Source organism: Paenibacillus beijingensis, assembly GCF_000961095.1.
In the GTDB taxonomy this organism is placed as follows: domain Bacteria; phylum Bacillota; class Bacilli; order Paenibacillales; family Paenibacillaceae; genus Paenibacillus_O; species Paenibacillus_O beijingensis.
Genome location: NZ_CP011058.1, coordinates 3,623,556 through 3,642,670, shown reverse-complemented (window position 1 = coordinate 3,642,670; position 19,115 = coordinate 3,623,556). Strand labels below are relative to the sequence as shown.

Sequence of the window (19,115 nt, the reverse complement as noted above, 5' to 3'; positions counted from 1 at the left end):
AATGCGAATATTATCCCTTTTCAGCCCCAACGGTCATTCCTTCAACCAAGAATCGTTGAAGCAAAATGAAAAGAACCGTAATCGGAAGCGCTATAAGTACGCTACCAGCGGCAAACGTTGTGAAGCTTGTTGCTTGCTGGCCGTTGATCATGTCGAATAGTCCTACGGCCAGCGTCTTCTTCTCCGGCGTTTTCAGTACAAGCTTGGCGAAAATAAAGTCGGTAAAAGCGCCTGCAAAGGAGCCCAGTGCCAATAATACGATGAGCGGAGTCGATAAAGGCATGACGATACGGAAGAAAATGGTATTGTGACCTGCGCCGTCAATATGCGCCGCTTCGGTAAGACTTTTAGGAATGGTATCGAAAAAGCTCTTGCAAAATAGAAAACCCATAGGTGCTCCTGATGCATACGTGATAACAACCGCAGTATGTGTATTAAGCAAATTCATCTGATTCAGCAAAATAAATATCGCAATCATACTCATAAAACCCGGGAATAAGCCCAGCACCAACAGTGTATTCATCAGGGACTTCCGTCCATAAAAGCGGAACATCGAGAAAGCATAGCCGGTCAGCAGCGTCAGGATGGTGCCGAGAATCATGCTGGATACAGCTATCTTCAACGTATTCATGTACCATAGATCGAACTGATACTTTGTAAACAAAGTCTTGTAGTGTTCTAATGTGAACGTTGTCGGGAGGAGGCTATCACTATACAATGAATCACCCGTCCGAAATGACGACATCACAACCCAAATTGCAGGGTACACCGAAAAGACAACTATTAGAATGAGCAATATATAACTGACTGATAACCAGACCGTCGTTTTTTGGTTCATTGCAAGTCCTCCTTAAATGCTTTCGTGCGGCGAACATTCCAAATTGCAAATCCCGACAGAATAATGAAGATAAAGATTCCGATTACCGAAGCGAAGTTATATTGACCCTGCTCAAAGGAAAGTTTGTAGAGCCAAGTAATCAGAAGATCGGTATCTCCGGCAAACTGGTAATCGCCATTCACCGGATTGCCGTTCGTCAGAAGGTACACGATAGTAAAGTTGTTAATATTGCCTACAAAAGACATAACCAACAGCGGGGCCATCGAATACATGACAGACGGAAATGTAATCAGCCGAGTTTTCTGAAATGCAGTCGCACCGTCAATATCGGCTGCCTCATACATATCAGTTGGAATCGTGGACAATATTCCAATTATCAAAAGCATGGACGCAGGGAAAGATACCCAGAAATTAGCAAGAACCAGCGTTACTTTCGCCCACGTTGGATCAGACAACCATGGAATTGAATCAATGCCTATTAGTCCTAAGTATTGATTAAGCGGACCGAAGTGGCCGTTAAACATATTCTGCAAAATGAGCATGGAGACAAACATCGGAATCGCGTATGGCATTATAAGCAGAGTGCGCCAAACTTTTTTGAAGCGGATTCCCTTCTGCTGTACAAGCAAGGCGATCGCGAACCCGCCAAAAAAACCGGTTACCGTCGCCAGAATCGCCCATATGAACGTCCAGAGCAGTACGCCATAGAATGTGTGGCTCCATTGTTTAATCGTGAAGATATCCTTGAAAACATCAAAACCTACCCAGTCAAGCAAATGTGCTGGGGGCATATTATTAGACGTATAGTTCGTAAACGCTAGTAAAATCATAAATATAATAGGCATGATTGTAAAGAAAAAGACGCCTACTAAAGGAATCGCAAGTATCAGATAAGGAAAACGGTACGTTGCAATAAAACGGGCTGTTTGCAGGAAGTTATGGGGCTGTTCGCCTCGTTCCCTCCGTTTGCCTACTTGATAGGCATCCTTAATGCTCATCGTGTAAATGTAGATGAGAACGAACGCTGCACATACTGTAATCAAACCTTGAATCATCAAGTAGACGGAATGGTCACCCAAAATCTGCTGATATAACCTGCCCACTTTTTTAAGTTGAGTTTTAGTTTCACCGAGTGTTACAAGTCCCCATACAGCATGAGGAAGACGAAAAATAAATGTATATAACCCGATTGCATGAAAAGCCAGCAGAATGATCCCTTTTACATACTGGCGGTTATATAATTGTCCCAGTCCCATCGCGATTACAGATAACACCACTGCTATTTTCCTGTAAGGTTTCGTTTTTGACAAGTTTTGATCCATAATAAGCTGTTGCACCACCCTTCAGCCCCCTTCAATGAAAGGCGATCACCTTGACAAGCCAGGTGATCGCCGGTTGTTTAGCCTACTGCTGCTAGTTAAACTTACTTTTGATTAGCAATGCTTGACTTGATTCTTTCTGCGGCCTTATCCATTTCAGTTTTCGGATCGGCTCCCTTCCAAATTTCAGCTATTGCAGAATTCAAAGCATCCCAGACAAAACTTGTTTCAGGAACACCAGGGAATATGTGGCTACTGGCAATTTGTTTCATATACCCTTTAGTAAGATCATCTGTGCGAAGACCCGGTTCGGATTCAGACACTGCTGCTGCCGGAAGAGCGCCGGTCAACTCATTATTTTTGATTTGCATTTCTTTGGATGTAATGAAGTTAGCAAAGATTTTTGCCGCATTCGGATATTTGGAGTATGAGCTGACATAGTATCCTGTGCTTCCGGCAAGCGGCTTCGCATTATCTCCGCCTGGCAGCTTCGGCATCGGAAGAACGCCTACTTCAAATGGCAATTTGCTATTTGCACCGATCGACCAGCTTCCATCCATATTAATGGCGAGCTTGCCTTGCTCCCACAAGCCTCCCCTTACACCCAAATCGCTCAGTTCAAGCGGAAGAATTTCTTTTAGCGATTGGAAGAATTTCATTCCTTTAACGGAACCTTCATTATTGACCCCGATGTCATTCACATTTGTTTCATTATCGCCGAAGATGTATCCGCCATAACCCGTCATAAACGCAACATCAAAAGGAGAGTTACCTGCATCCATCATAAAGCCGAATTTATTGTTTTTCACATCATTGAATTGTTTGGAGAAGGCAATGATGTCATCCCATGTTTCAAGCTTGGCATCCTTAACAAGCTCCTTGTTGTAGTATAGACCAAACGTATAGACGTTCCATGGGTAGCCGTATAGAATACCGTCATATGATGCTGCAGCAACCGCGTCTGGTTTGTTAACCTTCTTGGTTTCTTCTTCATAATAGTCATTTGGCAGTATAAGTCCTGCTTTTACAGCCTTGGCAACATCAGGGGTTTGAAGACCGAACACGTCTGCGCCCACACCGGCTGGACCGTCTGTTGTAATTCGGCCCACGCTGTCCCAGTAACCCACGTCTTCAACTATGACTTTGATGTTATACTTTTGCTCGAATTCTTTCAAAGCATAGTCCGTGAACGGCTTCAGGTCCGTGGTGAACGTCCAGAATCTCAATTCTGCCCCTGGTTCCGGCTTAAGCTCATCATTTGCACCAGTCTCGTTCGTATTCGTCTGAGAGTTTGTCGCATTGCTTGGTTGATTAGTCGCTCCTGTTTCCGTTTTATCGCCGCAAGCAGCCAGCGAAAGCATTATTGTTGTAGACAGCATTACAAGACCTAACTTCTTTTTCATGGATTCTTTTCCCCTTTGCAAGTAAAAGTCTAGTTTTTTTATCAACCTGCATTACATTTGAAGCGTGTAAATCAGAAACCATTCAATACGAATATTAGTTGGATACTGCCATGCAACTCCCCCTTACCATAATTTCGTGCGGAAGAATCCTTGTTTCTCTTACATAGTTCTCTTTTTGCTGTATTTGGCTCAGCAGCATTTGTGCTGCCTGAACACTGAGTTCATGGATAGGCTGCCGGATTGTCGTAATGCCGGGACGGTAAGCTTTTGCAATGGAGATGTCGTCAAATCCCATGATAGAGATATCTTCGGGAACACTGAGCCTATTGTCTTCCGCTGCCCGGATCGCTCCGATCGCGACCATATCGCTCACACAGCAAACCGCCGTAGGCCTGTCCTTTCTTTGGAACAATTTCATGCCGCTTTCATAGCCGTTCTCAATGTCATAGTCATGAGCATAATAAAACAGCGATTCGTCGTATTCGATTCCATAATCGGCCAGCGCCTGCTTATAACCGGATAACCGCTCGACAATCTGTTGATAAATATCAGGCCCTCCAAAAAATGCAATTTTGCAATGGCCGTTCTGAAGCAAATACCGGGTCGCATCATACATAGCTTGACAATGATCAATATTAACGGACGAGAATTGCTTCGTTGAATCCGTATGGCCTGCGAATACGGCAGGAATCGCCATCTTCTCCAAGAACTCAATTTGATGCGGTTTCGGATTAGAGGCCATCATCACGACTCCATCCACATACTTGTCTTTCAGGAGCCTCAGAAAATCCATCTCTATATCATCATCTCGTTTTGTATTGCAGACCAGCGTCGTATAGTTGCACTTGAAGAGCTCTTTTTCAAGCGTGTTGACAAAATCCGAAATGAATTTGTTATCCATACTGGGAATGAGAACACCTATGAGCCTGCTTTTCCTCATAACGAGACTGCGGGCAACCGAGTTGGGATTAAAGCTAAGCTCTTCCACAACCTTCATTACTCTCTCCCGCACCACCTTGCTCACAGGCTTGCTCCGATTGAGAACCCGTGATACGGTTGCTATTGAAACCCCGGCTTTCATGGCAATATCTTTTATCGAAATGCTCAAGGTTTCACCCCTTTAATAAGATTTAGGAAATCGATTTCCTAAATCTTATTTAGAATGGTTTGTACTTTGCATACATTAGACTGGACGCTTAACTATCGTTTGAGAACCCATGATATAGTTGCTGGTGAAGTGGGAAATCGATTTCCTATAACTTATACAGAGGGGGTTGTAATTTGCATACATTAGACGGGACGCTTAACTATCATTTGAGAACCCGTGATACGGTTGCCGGTGAAACAGGAAATCGATTTCCTGAATCTTTTAAAGTGGATTGTAATTCGCATATGTTAGACGGGACGTCCACTACCTTTGTGAACCCGTGATACAGTTGCTGCTGAAACCTCGGCTTTCGTGGCAATCTTTTATCTTAATGCTCAAGGCTTCTCCACCCTTTAATTTGATGTTAGGAAATCGATTTCCCAAATCTTATTCAGAGTGGTTTGGCATTTGACTGAATGGCTTACTACCATTTGACTAAACCACCGAAAGCTACGTTTTATTAACTGCATTAGATTTAATAATTATTCGTGTAAGGAAAATATACATCCTCCCGACAATAAGGTCAACTATGTTCACATCTGATTTGTTTAATTTGACGAATAATGTCCTCTTTTATTATGCAACGTGCACTATTGTTTAGCCATCGTCGAAATTTATTGGATTTTCTAAATAATATTGTGTTATAAACATGTCATGTTTAATCCAATAAAAAACTGCTGCTCAACGGATGATAAACAAGATGTTTACACTCCATAGATTACAATAGCTATAAACCTTCTCCATCGACGGTGCCTACGCTGCGAACTCCGGATATACGCTGCACTTCTCCAATCACGTTATACACGCCCTGTTTTCGCGGATCCTGGTAACGAAGCTTGATGCAGATCAGCTCTTCTTCCTCCTGTGACTCTACGATCAGGTCGCCCATCTTGATTTTTTGCGCTTCAAAAATCGACGAAATTTCCGCCAGCTTGCCTGGCAAGTCTTCCACAATAATGTGCAGCGTTTTATTCGTCGGAGAAGGGATCAGCTTCCTGCCGACCTTCTTCAAAATAAACAGCGTCGTTACGATCAATACGGTAGCTAGAGCGGTCACGAAATAAAATCCGGCTCCAGCCGACAGTCCGATTGCGGCGGATACCCATAACGATGCGGCAGTCGTCAATCCGGATATGGACAATCCATTGCGAATAATAGTGCCGGCTCCCAGAAACCCGATGCCGCTTATGACCTGCGCCCCCAGACGGGCCGGGTCCATCCTCACGTTCGGTTCATTGACAAATTCAGAAAACCCGTAAATGGACAGCAGCATGATGATGGCCGAGCCAAGCGCAACAAGCATGTGTGTTCTTAACCCGGCATGGTGCTGGCTCCACTGCCGTTCCAGACCAATCAGGCCTCCTCCAATCATCGCCGTGAACAATCGGATTGCCATTTCCCAATGTGAAATATGCCAAACATCCAATACTCCTGACCCCCTATTTGTATGAGATCTCCTATTTTAGAACGTGCTATCCAAAAAAGACCAGTGCCACATCACGTTCCCACTGATTCAGCTTGTTCGCTAACGTTGCTTGCAGCAAGGGAGACCGGTCATATTTCACGTGTCTCATGTCAATTCGGCCGTCGGTAATCGTCATATAGTGCGCGGTCTTGTCTGGGTCATCCGGGCGCCGGTACGATACGCTGCCAGGATTAATCCAGCGTTCCGTATTGCCCAGATGGTGTATGCATCTGCGGTGAGTGTGACCGAAAATCATTGTTTTGTGTGACATGCTTTTGATCGGTTCAACAGTTTGATGCTCCCAAAATTCCTTATAGTGGTGAAGACTTTGAATCGTTTCATAGCCCTTGTACATATGCTGCATACTGTAGCCGACAGCATCCAGCGTGAAGGTTGCCGAGTACGGCAGGTTTTCCAAAAATTCAACATCCGTCTCATCCAGCTTCTGTGCGTTATCGTGCGCCCATTTTCGCTCCTCGTCCGAAACATTCCAGAGACTGTCCTGATTCCGGTAGAACGCCGCAACCTTCTCATCATGATTGCCCTTGACGCATATGACGTTATGCTCTTGAACCCACTGGATGACTTCCTTTGGGTAAGGGCCGTAGTCGACCAAATCGCCGGCGCAATAAATAACGTCGCTATCCTTCTCTTGTTTCCATATCGCTTCAAGGGCGAAAATGTTGGCGTGAATATCCGAGACTAGCAATGCTTTCATAATCAAATAAACCTCCCTGTAATGCCTTAAACGAAATCAGCTTTTTCGTACCTCCAATCAACCGTTTCCAGCAACTATATACTTTATACTTGCTCATTTAGCCAGATGGAACATTTCGAATCTTCCGAATCAATTCCGCTTGACTTGAATGGATGTTCTTTGAAATGCAGGATCGCTAATAGCGGGCTTAATAAACTTGTTAGCGAATGAACTTCGCAAGTCAATAGTGGTGAGAACTGGAGGCAGAAATTGTGCTTGCGCTTAAGGTGCTGTTAACTTACTACGTTCATGCTGCGAATTCTTCACTCATATCGCTTGAGTTTGAGAAGAAAGGAGCTTGTAGAACAAAATGAAATCCTTTACCTTTATCATTGAAACGAGGGCTATGTTTGAGGCGGAACCAGCCTGGACGCGGTGCCTAATCCAACTTGGCCCCAACGAAGCTAAGTATAAACACAAATTCCGCTTGATGTCAATTAATCTTACACAAAATCTTATTTTACATGAATGACGGTTACAATAAAGGCCGGAAAAACGACAATGCAGCAGCGCTTTCATCTATCATTTACCTGATCGTATCGCACACGGATTCCATGATCCGTCATAGTGTCCCGCTATGTCCTGACCCGGGCCACGATGTTCTATCCGCATGCACAAACAATTCCTCGTGGCAACGGTCAGGAAATTGCCGAAATTGTTTACGAAATGCCAAACGTCAACCGTAAAGCTGTCACGTTTGCCTGCCAACTCGACCCTCTCTTCATCATCCGCTACAACCACATGCAAGGGATTCAGAGCTAAATCACTTCCCCCACTGACTGAAAAGTGGGGGAAGAAGTTCCCCCCTCTTTAGAAGGTGGTGGTTTCCCTATCTATATTTCTTGCCAATCATACTGTAAACAATCTGTAACACAACTGAAATCGTTCGTTCAGTTTCGTTTAACATTATTCTCCTATAATAGGACTCAACCCCCTTTTAATAGATAAATGCTTTGACCCGCTGCCAATGGCAGCGGGTCCTTTTTTTGTGATAGCTCTCTTTTCCTGACGATTCAACCAGATGAGGGATATGAATGAAGGCCGCATGACGTAGCGGTTCAGGTGTGCAATTCGCACACCATCGACATGGAGCGTATCACACTTGCGGGCTTGTTTTGTCTTGTTAATTTTTTATTTTCTATCAGATGCGTAATTCTGGTGAGTATCCATCAGGAATCCGTAGGAGGCCAAATGATCATGGAAGATCTGGGCAGCTGCTGCGGCGGTTGGTTTGCGCCAGTCGGCCTGCAGTTCAGCGACAACGGAAGCCCAGCTTGTAAGTTTTGCGCCAGCTTGCGTCATACGAAGCATAGCCGCTTCGGCAGCCATTTCACTCCAGCTACCGGATGCATCGACTACAGGATAGACGTCGTAACCGTTTTGCAACATGGAGAGAGTGGGGAACAAAACGCAGGTCTCAAGTGTAACCGCGCCAATAATCACTTTCTTGCGGCCGGTCTTCTCCAGCGCTTCTCGGAATTCCGGCCATTCATAGGCATTGATTACTCCAGGACGACGGATCACCTGTGCATCCGGGAACAATTCCTCCAATTCTGGCATTAAGAAACCGTTCGGTCCGGTATCAACACTAGTACTCAGAATAACTGGAATATTGAAGGCTTTAGCAGTTTTGGCAAGTGCAATCACGTTGTTTTTATATTCTTCGAGAGATCGGAAATCTCTAACTCCTTGCATCAGCCCAAGTTGATGGTCAACCAGTAACAGAACAGAGTTTTCAGGAGAAAGAAATTCGGACTTAAAGTTTTTAGGTATTGTTACCTTTTGAGTCTCAGCTTGAACCGGAGTAGGGTTCACTGTAGATTGATAAATTGCTGCACCGCCAATTATTGTAGCTGTGATAACGGACAAGATGATTTTTTTGCTTTTCTTATTCATGGTTTACCCTCCAAGGATTATTGTTTGTAGAAATGACAAAACTTAATTGCAAAAAATGACTTCACCCGCCTTTTTAAATTTTAATAGACGATACCATTTTTTCTAATATCAATCTTTAATTCATATTACTTATATTTTGAATTTAACACGATCCCCACAGAGTGTCAACATCTTTTTTTAGTAATATCAAAATAAAATTTATATTTATAATATTTTAAGCATCATTTTGAACTCCAAAGAGCCCCCCTCAATTTTGAAGGAGGCCTCATTTTTCATCTACAACTTATTTTGTTTTGTTCGTTTCCCGACGTACGACCGGCGCAACCTCCGTTGCCAATCGCTCGATGTTCTCCGCGACCTTCTTAAACGGCATACCACCTATGTCCATTTGGGCGATAAACCGCTGATGTCCGAATAACTCGTGTTGATGCAAAATTTTTTCGATGATCTGCTGCGAACTCCCAACGAATAAAGCGGTGTCCGCGCCGGCCAAGCGTTCAAAATCCGCTCTTGACATGTGTGTACTCATTCCACGTTGACGATTGAGATATCCCCAATAATTCGAATAATAAGGATAGAACTCGTCTTTAGCCTGTTGGGTCGTTTTCGAAATATAGGTATGTCCTCCAACTCCAACCTTCAAATCTTCGAGAGCATGGCCAGCTTGAAGAGCTTCCTTTCGATATACATCCACAAGCGGCTTGAAGCGGATTGGATTGCCCCCGAGTATGGCTAAAGCTAAACCGGTGCCTAATCTACCCGCTCGCGCTGCACTTTCCAGCGTTCCTCCAACTCCAACCCATATCGGAACAGCCTTCTGGACAGGCCGGGGTGAAATATCTGCATTCCGCAATGGGGAACGAAAACGGCCCGTCCAAGTTACTTTCTCATCCGCATTCAGTTTTAGAAATAGTTCCAGGTTTTCTTCAAACAATTCATCATAATGATCCACATCATATCCGAACAATGGGAAAGACTCAACAAAAGCCCCACGCCCGGCAATGATCTCGGCCCGTCCGTTTGACAATAGATCAAGCGTAGCAAAATCCTCGAATAACCTGACAGGGTCTACCGTGTTTAAAACCGTCGTTGCACTTATGAGTCTAATACGCTTTGTAACTTGCGAAAGGGCAGATAATACTACTGGGGGGGCTGAAACCGCGTAATCCAAACGATGATGTTCACCAACACCGAAAACGTCCAACCCTGCTTCTTCAGCCATTGTTCCGGCATCCAATATTTCTTTCAATCTCCGTCTTGCGCTAATTGTTTGCCCCGTATGCGGATCAGGCCCTAAATCTGCTAATGTATATACCCCGATTTCCATACCGGAACGTTCTTCTTCTGGATCTGCTTTCATCCTTACCTCCCTATGCAGTTGAAATGAATCGCTAGAATCAAATCATGGAGATTGCGTACGATTTAAATCTCCATCAATTAATTACCTATATCAATATATTATTTATATTTGATATGATCAAAACGTATCATGCCCAAAACTGAAATGTCAATAAAAATTTTGAACGAGCCGGTTTGCGGTAACTTTTCATAATCTGTCCCAAGCAGCATACAATTGGTATGAACCTCATTCAGGACGTACGGAGGGATAGACGATGACTCAGGATGAAATCCGCAATCTGGAGCGCGCAATAGATGAAATAACGGAAATTGCGCATGGATTCGGACTCGACTTTTACCCGATGCGGTACGAGATATGTCCGGCCGATATTATTTATACGTTCGGGGCTTACGGCATGCCGACCCGCTTCAGCCATTGGAGCTTTGGCAAAACGTTTCACAAGATGAAGATGCAATATGATCTGGGGCTCAGCAAAATTTATGAGCTGGTCATCAACTCCAACCCCTGCTACGCGTTTCTGCTCGACGGCAACTCGCTCATCCAGAATAAGTTGATCGTAGCTCACGTGCTGGCGCACTGCGACTTTTTCAAAAACAATGTCCGCTTCCGGAACACGAACCGCGATATGGTGGAGAGCATGTCGGCCACTGCCGAACGGGTGCAGCAGTATGAGATGTCTTACGGCACCGCGACGGTCGAGCAATTCATCGATGCCGTCCTGTCGATTCAGGAGCATGTCGATCCAATCATCATCAAACCTTACCAGCTCGATAAAACGCGTTATGTGCAGCTGCTCCGCGAAAATAACGAGCGCGCCTCCGCCCCTTCGGTCCGTCATACCGCTTACGACGATCTTTGGGCGCTGGACGATGGAACGGACAGCTCGAATCAAACCGCGGATGCCAACCGGTTTCCGCCGCTGCCGGAAAAAGATCTGGTCTGGTTTATCGAGGAATACTCCCCTAATCTGCAGGATTGGCAGCGGGATATTATGAGCATGCTGCGCGAGGAAATGCTGTACTTCTGGCCTCAGATCGAGACGAAAATTATGAATGAAGGCTGGGCTTCCTACTGGCATCAGCGCATTATCCGCGAGCTTGACTTGACGAGCGAGGAAACGATCGAATTCGCCAAGCTCAATTCGTCCGTCGTCGTCCCCTCCCGCAATTCGTTGAATCCGTATTATTTAGGGCTGAAAATTTTCGAAGACATTGAGAGGCGCTGGGACAATCCGGGCGAGGAGGAGCGGACACGGTTCGACTACAAGCCGGGAAAAGGGCGGGAAAAATTGTTCGAGGTGCGCGAGCTCGACTCGGATATTTCGTTTCTCCGCAATTATTTAACCAAGGATTTGGTGCGCGAGCTCGATCTGTACGTGTTTGAGAAAAAAGGTCCGGAATGGAAAATTACCGATAAGTCGTGGGAAAATATACGCGATCAGCTTGTTTTCTCGCGCGTAAACGGAGGCTTTCCGAGCCTGCATGTATGGAATGGGGATTTCAACCGGGTTGGGGAGCTTTATTTGCAGCACAATTACGAAGGGGTGGAACTCGATCTTAAATATGTGGAGCGCACCCTGCCCAATGTCGTTCAGCTGTGGGGAAAGTCGGTCCATCTGGAAACGGTTGTCGAGGACAAAAAAATCGTGTTCAGCTGCGACGGCAAAAAAACAAGCCGGAAATTTATTTGAAGCGTCCATCTTTGATTAGGACGTCCGACCAGGCTCACAGAAGAAAGCTGTGCCGCCCTGCGGCGATGCTACTAAACGGAAAATAGCCCTGCGGACTCGGTTCAAACCGTTCCGCAGAGCTTACCCTTGTCCGGTTATTCGTCTATGCGGCTCACATCGACGGTGACATGCAGCTCCGAGCCGCCCGCACCCCGGTAAACTCCCTTAACCGGCACAATATCTTTGTAGTCCAGTCCATGCCCCAGCTTCACATACCGTTCGTCAATAAGCGCTTCATTGGTCGGATCGAAGCCGCACCAGCCGATGGAAGGGACGTAAGCTTCCACCCAAGCATGCGAAGCTTGCTCGAAATCGGCGTTGCCTCCCTGCAGATCGCCTACAAAGTGGTAGCCGCTCACATAACGGGCCGGAATGCCCCGGCTGCGGCTGGCCGATATCATCAAATGTGCGAAGTCTTGACAGACGCCACGCTTTGCTTCCAGCAAATCGCCGGACTTCGTCTTGACGTTGGTCGCTTCGGGATCGTAGACGAATTCCGTTCGGATATGCTTGGACAAAGCTTCCAGCCATTCGTAGACGCCCGGCGTCTCTCCTGCCGGCACAGATGAAGCGAACTCGGATATTTCCGGCGTCTGCTCCGTATAACCGGTCTCCAGCAAATATTCCGCGAAGCGGTTTTCCGCTTCTTCTCCTTTCAGCCAAGCCCACGATTCATCCGGCGTCAGCTTGCAGGCGAAGGCAAGCTCCTCCGACGACCGCGGCTCCTCGGTGACGACGGTCATCTGCGTCCGGATCGTCAGCGTGTCGTGCGGCCCGTTGACGGAAAAAGCGTGTACACGGTTGCCGAAATAGTCCTCGTAAGCGAACAGCGGCGCATTCGGCTCGATGGTGATGCTGTGCTGATAGCACGATTGGCGCTCATTCGTAACCGGCGTCAGCCGGATTTCATTGACACTGTCCACGACCGGAGATCCGTAGCGGTACTGCGTCACATGGGAGATTTTCAGCTTCATGCGCTAGCCTCCCCCAGGCGAAAGTACGTTTTGGCAACCGTTAAGCCAAGCTGTCCGGCCGCATCCAGCAGATGCGCCACGATCTGGCCGTCCTTGTCAAGAACGAGATCCTCCTGTTCCAGACAAGCGAGATCGGCCTTTACTTTGGCAACCTGGCGGATAACGCGAATATGTGCGCTGCGCAGCTGCTTCTCCGGCAGCTCGATGCCGCATAAATGCCGGTCCATCGCATGGAGCGAATAGTGGACGGAGCGCGGAAATACCGGATGCAGCACGACAAATTCCATAATCGCGTCGACGGAAAGTCCATCGCCGTGATTGCGGCGGAACGTTTCATTGCCGCTGACCGACTTCAGCACGGCCTGCAAATAAGGGTACGCCTCGGGGCTGCTCCAGTCTCCGCCGGGAACGGCATTGCCGATCGCCTGCAGAATGCGAAGCGTGTTCTCCGTCCGCTCCAGATAACGCCCGGCCTCGAGAAAATGCCATTCGTTCTCGCGGGGCATCACCGATTGGGCGTAACCTTGGAACAAGGCCGTCCATTCCTTGATGCGGCGGAAAAACTGGTGCGGGGAAGCCGGCGTCGGTTCGGTTTCCTGCTTCTCCCGGAGCCATAGGTAGAACCCGTTCACTGTATCCCAAAGCTCCCCGGGCACTTTCTCGCGCAGCGTGCGCACGTTGGCTCTGGCGTGACTGACGCAGGAGACCAATGAATTGGAGTTGTCGCGATCCATCGTGACATATCGCAGAACATCCTCCTCCCGGTATCCGCCGTACTGCTGCTCGTATTCGTTGCGGCTTCCGAGAGCATCCACGACGCGGGCCCACTTGCTCTGCGATTCGGTTTCCGACTTCAATCCGTCCGGTTCGTCTCCTTCTGGCAAGTCCCGCTGCAGATGATAGTGGACATCGATCAGGCGCGCATGATTTTCCGCACGTTCCATATACCTTCCCGTCCAAAATAATGCTTCGGCATTACGGTTTAACATGCGAATCCCTCCGTTTCTATCGGTTAAGCACCCACGTATCTTTGACGCCTCCGCCTTGCGAGGAGTTGACGACAAGCGATCCTTCCTGCAATGCTACCCTCGTCAATCCTCCGGGTATGACATGAACATCCTGTCCGCTGAGCACAAATCCGCGCAAATCGATATGACGCGGAGCCATCTCGTCTTTCAGCATAACCGGCGCCCGCGACAGCTTCATCGTTGTCTGCGCAATGTAACGGCCCGGATCGCACCGGATCGCGTCCGCGAATGCGGCAATTTCCGCCGCCCCGGCTTTCGGTCCGATCAGCATGCCGTAGCCTCCGGAAAGCGACGTCTCCTTGACGACCAGCTCATGCAGATGATCCAGCACATATTCGCATTCTTCCTTGCGCGATAAAATATACGTCGGCACATTGTTCAATATCGGCTCTTCGCCCAAGTAGTAGCGGATCATATCCGGCACATAAGCGTAGACGGCTTTGTCGTCGGCCACCCCTGTTCCCGGCGCATTGGCAATCGCCACATTGCCGGCGCGGTAAGCGTTCATGAGGCCCGGAACGCCCAGCATCGAATCCGGTTGAAAAGCGAGCGGGTCGAGGAAATCATCGTCGATCCGGCGGTAAATGACGTCTACTTGACGGAGACCGCGCAAATCACGCAAATAAATTTTGTGATCCTTATAGACAAGATCGCGTCCTTCTACCAGATGGATGCCAAGCTGCTGGGCCAAAAAGGTATGCTCGTAGTACGCGGAATTGTAAGCTCCCGGGGTGAGAAGCACAATGAGCGGATTCCGGTTTCCCGAAGGGGCCAGCGCGCGCAGCGAGCTCAGGAACACGTTCAGACTGCGTTCAACGTCTTGAACGGCACAGGATAAATACAGATCGTGGAACAGCTCACTCATCATCGTACGGCCTTTGAACAAATAGGAAAAGCCGGATGGGCTGCGCAAATTGTCTTCCAGGACAAAATACTGTCCCTTCTCATCCCGGATCAAATCAATGCCCGACGCTGTGATATAGACGCCTCCGGGCACATCCAGCCCCATCATCTCCGGGCGGAAATATTTGTTGGCGACGATCATGCCCCGCGGCACGACACCGTCGGATATAATCTGCTGGCGATGATAAATATCGTGGATAAATTGGTTCAGCGCACGGGTACGCTGACTGAGCCCCTGCTCGATCATGACCCATTCATGTTTCGGAATGACGCGCGGAATGTAATCAAACGGAATCGTACGTTCAAGCGGATCCGGCTGATCCGGGGAATACAGCGTGAACGTAATGCCTTCCTCAAGCATCCGCCGGTTGAGCTCCTTCTGCCTGTAGGAAAGCTCAGGCTTCTTCAAATGAGAGAACATTCGGTGAACAGGCTCGTAATGAGGGCGAACCGCGCAGTGTTCGTCAAACATTTCATCATAAAATGACTGTGAATCGTAAAAAGGGAATTGAGACTGCCGGGCCGTCGACATGATGGACCGCCTCCTTCGGGATGACGCCTACTGCGCGATTTGATCGGTAAAAACGCCGGAAAATGTCTGAAATCAGATGATTCTAGCGTTTAAACCGGAAATAATTGTAGGTAAATCATACTAGAGGCCCGGAAGCATGTCAACTTATATAACAAAGGACAGAGCCGCCTGGGGAAGCCCTGTCCTTTCACTGTTTGTTGCGGCTTGCCGCAGGCAGAGAAAAAAGCCCGCCGGCGATTAATTCGGACCGGTCGGATGATGACTAAGCCGGTTGATCCAGGATCGGGAACCGTAAGATTGGATCCCAAAGTCCTCGCGGATCAGATGCTTCAGCTTGCCCGCGTTATGCTCCGATACGGTCGCGTAGATGACGCTCCCCTCAGCCGATTCCCCGTCAAAATAGACTTTGCGCTGTTTGGCGTCGAACAGGACGGCTTTATCCATATTAATAATGGAACAGCGGTCGACTTTTTGGAAACCGTGCTTGTTGAACAGCGAAATCAGTTCATTGGTTGTCGTTGGAAACGTGTATATACCGGTTGCCGTATGGAATTCCGGCCCTCTGGTAGTCGGTTTGATTGTCAGAACATCGTCGATGTCGACGCTATGGGGCGCTCCATTCTTGTCCAGCAATGGCAATTTCATCGCAAATCCTCCCCTGTAACGACGATCGTCTACAGTAAGACGCCCACCGTCACGTTCCTTTTCATATACTATTATGAAGGTTTGGGAGAATTTTGTAAATATAAGGAGAACATTCGAACAAAAAGTTGCCTCTAGCGCTTAGGGGACCCGCCCTTCGGCAGGTCCCTGACAAATCATGCCGTTACCGGTTCAGCAGACTTCCGACGTAACGAAGCAGCTCGTTGGCGCTGGCCGGCGTATAGCCGTGCTCGTCGACAAGACGCTTGATCACTTCGTTAATCCGTTTGAGCTGATTTTCGTCCGGCGTCTTGGTCGAAGTCGTAATTTTGACGATATCTTTCAAGTCGGCGAACAATTTTTTCTCAACCGCTTCGCGAAGCCGTTCATGGCTTGAATAATCGAACTTCTTCCCTTTGCGGGAATATGAGGAGATCCGGATCAGAATTTCTTCGCGAAACGCTTTCTTCGCATTTTCGGAAATGCCGATCTGCTCTTCGATCGACCGCATCAGCCTCTCGTCCGGATCCATCTCCTCGCCGGTCAGCGGGTCCTTGATTTTGGACCAGTTGCAGTACGATTCAATGTTGTCCAGATAGTTCTCGAACAGCGTGCGCGCCGACTCCTCAAAGGAATAAACAAACGCCTTCTGTATTTCCTTTTTCGCCAGGATGTCATACTCCTTACGTGCGATGGAAATAAAGTTGAGATAACGCTCGCGCTCCTCCTTCGTAATGGAAGGGTGCTGGTCGAGTCCTTCTTTCAATGCCCGCAAAACGTCCAGGGCGTTTATAAACTGCAGATCCTGCTTGATGAGCGCGCTGGAAATCCGGTTGATGACATAGCGCGGATCGATGCCGGACATCCCTTCTTCGATGTATTCGTTTTGCATCTCCTTAAGATCCGCATTTTTGTAGCCTTCCACCTCTTCCCCGTCGTACATGCGCATCTTTTTGACGAGGTCCATCCCTTGTTTCTTGGACTCTTTCAGCCGCGTCAGAATGGAAAATATGGCAGCCGCGCGCAAAGAGTGCGGCGCAATATGGATATGCTTCATGTCGCTCTGCGCAATCAGCTTCTCGTAAATTTTTTCCTCTTCGGACACTTTCAGGTTGTAAGGGATCGGCATGACAATCATGCGCGACTGCAGCGCTTCGTTTTTCTTGTTGCTGATGAACGCCCGGTACTCCGATTCGTTCGTATGCGCAATGATAAGCTCGTCGGCGCTGATCAGCGCGAACCGGCCTGCTTTAAAATTACCTTCCTGCGTAAGCGAGAGCAGATTCCACAAAAACTTCTCGTCGCATTTGAGCATCTCCTGGAACTCCATCAGGCCGCGGTTCGCTTTGTTCAGCTCGCCGTCGAACCGGTAAGCGCGCGGGTCGGATTCCGAGCCGTATTCGGTGATCGTCGAAAAATCGATGCTTCCCGTCAAATCGGCGATATCTTGCGATTTCGGGTCGGATGGACTGAACGTCCCGATCCCGACGCGGTTGTCCTCGGAGATGAGCACCCGCTCCACCAGCACATGCTCGATATCACCTTCATACTCGGTGCGGACGCGCAGCTGGCACGAAGGGCACAGGTTGCCTTCAATCCGCAGCCCGATCGCTTTCTCGATTTCCGGACGGAGATCGTGCGGAATGAGATGCAGCGGATCTTCGTGCATGGGGCATCCTTTGATCGCGTAAACGGCACCTTTCTCGGTACGGGAAAACCGCTCCAGCCCTTTTTTCAGCATCGTGACGATGGTCGACTTACCACCGCTCACGGGTCCCATCAACAGCAAAATGCGTTTGCGCACATCGAGCCGGCGGGCGGCGGAATGAAAGTACTCCTCGACCAGTTTCTCCACCGACCGGTCCAGCCCGTAAATTTCCTGGTCAAAGAACCGGTATTTCTTTTCCCCGTTCACCTCTTCGACCCCGTACGACTTTATCATCTCATACACTCTTGCGTGCGCGGTCATGGCCGGGGCAGGATTTTCTCTCAGCAACTCAATGTATTGTTTGAACGTCCCTATCCATTCCAATTTCTCGCTCTCGGTTCTGTACTCCGCTATCCGCTTGAAAATGTCCATGCTGTGCCTCCTCCCATCGCTTCCGATCTTCCCTTGCTCCCTCATCCTTATCGGATTTTCTCTACATCCGCCCATCGAATGTCAACATATTCGAAGTATTAAATCCTATGCTCGGACTGCCCGGAAATTGACGGAAATTTTAGACGGCAAGGCTGACGTTTGCGCAGCCGCTCTTCGCGACCCGGGATCGGTGGACAAGACTTCAGGGAAACCCTATAATGAACAAAGTAAATGCGAACGGATACGAACACGCGTATAATAAAGCGCTTTTCCCGCGCAGGAAGGGTCGGATACCAGATGGCGATAGCGAAAGAAACGGAGCTGTACGGACCGGTAAAAAGCTACTTCGAGCAGCGAGGCTATACCGTCCGCAGCGAGGTGCTGCACTGCGACCTTGTCGCGGTATCGCCGGACGGAAACGAGACGATTATTGCCGAGATGAAAAAGACGTTCAACCTCGCGCTGCTGCTGCAGGGCGTGGAGCGGCTGCGGATCGCCGACAAGGTGGTGCTGGCCGTCGAGCGCAACCGGAAAAAAGCGGGCGCGCACAACCAGCGTTTCGGGGATTTGGCGGAGCTGTGCCGGATGCTCGGACTGGGGCTGATGACCGTTACCTTTTATAAAACGAAGGCCCCTGTCGTTGAGGTGCTGTGCGAGCCGGGCGACATGCCGCTGCGGGGCCGGCGGCCTGCAAGGCAGCGGCGGCTGCTGATGGAGTTTAAGGAGCGCAGCGGCGATTATAACGTCGGCGGCAGCGGAGGCAAAGGCGCCGGCAGCCGGATGACCGCCTACCGCGAGAAGGCGCTGAGGTGCGCCTGGGCGCTGCATACGTATGGCCCCCTTTCTCCGGCCAAAGCGTCGGCTCATATCGGCTACAAGCGGACCGGAGAAATGATGCGCCACAACTATTACGGCTGGTTCGAGAAGGTGGAACGCGGCTTGTACCGGCTGGCCCCGGAAGGGGAAGCCGCTCTGAGCCAATATGCAGAAATTGTCGAAAATTGGGTTCGGGCAAAAGCTTAACAAAACGCTGATTAAAGCT

16 protein-coding genes are annotated in these 19,115 nt (G+C 48.6%); 3 read left to right on the top strand and 13 right to left on the bottom strand.

From position 1 onward, the window contains the following. Positions 1-10 precede the first annotated feature (10 nt). The 6 genes from VN24_RS16495 to VN24_RS16470 form a co-directional block, all read right to left on the bottom strand. Positions 11-838, bottom strand: coding sequence for a sugar ABC transporter permease (locus VN24_RS16495; RefSeq protein ID WP_045671291.1), 828 nt, complete (start codon positions 836-838; stop codon positions 11-13). Beyond that, entirely contained in the window at positions 835-2,178 is a 1,344-nt protein-coding gene (locus tag VN24_RS16490; protein ID WP_338012182.1) for a carbohydrate ABC transporter permease, read from the bottom strand. The genes VN24_RS16495 and VN24_RS16490 overlap by 4 nt, the downstream gene beginning before the upstream one ends. Before the next feature lie 83 nt (positions 2,179-2,261). Further along, positions 2,262-3,560 (bottom strand): sugar ABC transporter substrate-binding protein, encoded by a 1,299-nt coding sequence (locus VN24_RS16485; RefSeq protein ID WP_045671290.1) that lies wholly within the window; start codon positions 3,558-3,560, stop codon positions 2,262-2,264. 94 nt (positions 3,561-3,654) lie between these two features. After that, complete coding sequence (locus VN24_RS16480; RefSeq protein WP_082083802.1) at positions 3,655-4,668, bottom strand: LacI family DNA-binding transcriptional regulator; 1,014 nt, start codon at positions 4,666-4,668, stop codon at positions 3,655-3,657. 766 nt (positions 4,669-5,434) lie between these two features. Beyond that, positions 5,435-6,133, bottom strand: a complete 699-nt coding sequence (locus VN24_RS16475; protein ID WP_238590712.1) for an MgtC/SapB family protein — start codon at positions 6,131-6,133, stop codon at positions 5,435-5,437. 46 nt (positions 6,134-6,179) lie between these two features. Then, positions 6,180-6,890 carry a metallophosphoesterase family protein gene (locus tag VN24_RS16470; RefSeq protein ID WP_045671288.1) on the bottom strand — a complete coding sequence of 237 codons (711 nt, stop codon included), beginning with the start codon at positions 6,888-6,890 and terminating at the stop codon, positions 6,180-6,182. A gap of 606 nt (positions 6,891-7,496) precedes the next feature. On the opposite strand from VN24_RS16470, the gene VN24_RS27430 reads away from it, so the two are divergent. Next, positions 7,497-7,691, top strand: coding sequence for a hypothetical protein (locus tag VN24_RS27430; RefSeq protein WP_148505263.1), 195 nt, complete (start codon positions 7,497-7,499; stop codon positions 7,689-7,691). A gap of 369 nt (positions 7,692-8,060) precedes the next feature. On the opposite strand, the gene VN24_RS16465 is transcribed toward VN24_RS27430, so the two are convergent. Beyond that, entirely contained in the window at positions 8,061-8,825 is a 765-nt protein-coding gene (locus tag VN24_RS16465) for a hydrolase (protein WP_082083801.1), read from the bottom strand. 283 nt (positions 8,826-9,108) lie between these two features. Further along, on the bottom strand, positions 9,109-10,185 hold the full coding sequence (locus VN24_RS16460) for an LLM class flavin-dependent oxidoreductase (protein WP_045671287.1): 1,077 nt from the start codon (positions 10,183-10,185) through the stop codon (positions 9,109-9,111). A 253-nt stretch (positions 10,186-10,438) separates the two neighbouring features. On the opposite strand from VN24_RS16460, the gene VN24_RS16455 reads away from it, so the two are divergent. Further along, positions 10,439-11,875, top strand: coding sequence for a SpoVR family protein (locus VN24_RS16455; RefSeq protein WP_045671286.1), 1,437 nt, complete (start codon positions 10,439-10,441; stop codon positions 11,873-11,875). A 134-nt stretch (positions 11,876-12,009) separates the two neighbouring features. Here VN24_RS16455 and VN24_RS16450 read toward each other — a convergent pair whose 3' ends face one another. The 5 genes from VN24_RS16450 to VN24_RS16430 form a co-directional block, all read right to left on the bottom strand. Further along, entirely contained in the window at positions 12,010-12,888 is an 879-nt protein-coding gene (locus VN24_RS16450; protein ID WP_045671285.1) for a transglutaminase family protein, read from the bottom strand. Then, positions 12,885-13,877 carry an alpha-E domain-containing protein gene (locus VN24_RS16445; RefSeq protein WP_045671284.1) on the bottom strand — a complete coding sequence of 331 codons (993 nt, stop codon included), beginning with the start codon at positions 13,875-13,877 and terminating at the stop codon, positions 12,885-12,887. Before VN24_RS16445 ends, VN24_RS16450 begins: the two co-directional genes overlap by 4 nt. Positions 13,878-13,893: 16 nt before the next feature. Next, the gene (locus tag VN24_RS16440; protein WP_045671283.1) at positions 13,894-15,351 is read right to left on the bottom strand and encodes a circularly permuted type 2 ATP-grasp protein; all 1,458 of its coding nucleotides are present in this window, start codon (positions 15,349-15,351) and stop codon (positions 13,894-13,896) included. A gap of 237 nt (positions 15,352-15,588) precedes the next feature. Beyond that, positions 15,589-15,996, bottom strand: coding sequence for a LytTR family transcriptional regulator DNA-binding domain-containing protein (locus tag VN24_RS16435; protein WP_045671282.1), 408 nt, complete (start codon positions 15,994-15,996; stop codon positions 15,589-15,591). 181 nt (positions 15,997-16,177) lie between these two features. Continuing rightward, positions 16,178-18,073: a PrkA family serine protein kinase gene (locus VN24_RS16430; protein ID WP_045671281.1), complete on the bottom strand. Its 1,896-nt coding sequence runs from the start codon at positions 18,071-18,073 to the stop codon at positions 16,178-16,180. Positions 18,074-18,370: 297 nt separating this feature from the next. Here VN24_RS16430 and VN24_RS16425 point away from each other — a divergent pair, with 297 nt between their 5' ends. After that, the gene (locus VN24_RS16425; RefSeq protein ID WP_045671280.1) at positions 18,371-19,096 is read left to right on the top strand and encodes a DUF2161 family putative PD-(D/E)XK-type phosphodiesterase; all 726 of its coding nucleotides are present in this window, start codon (positions 18,371-18,373) and stop codon (positions 19,094-19,096) included. Positions 19,097-19,115: the final 19 nt, after the last annotated feature.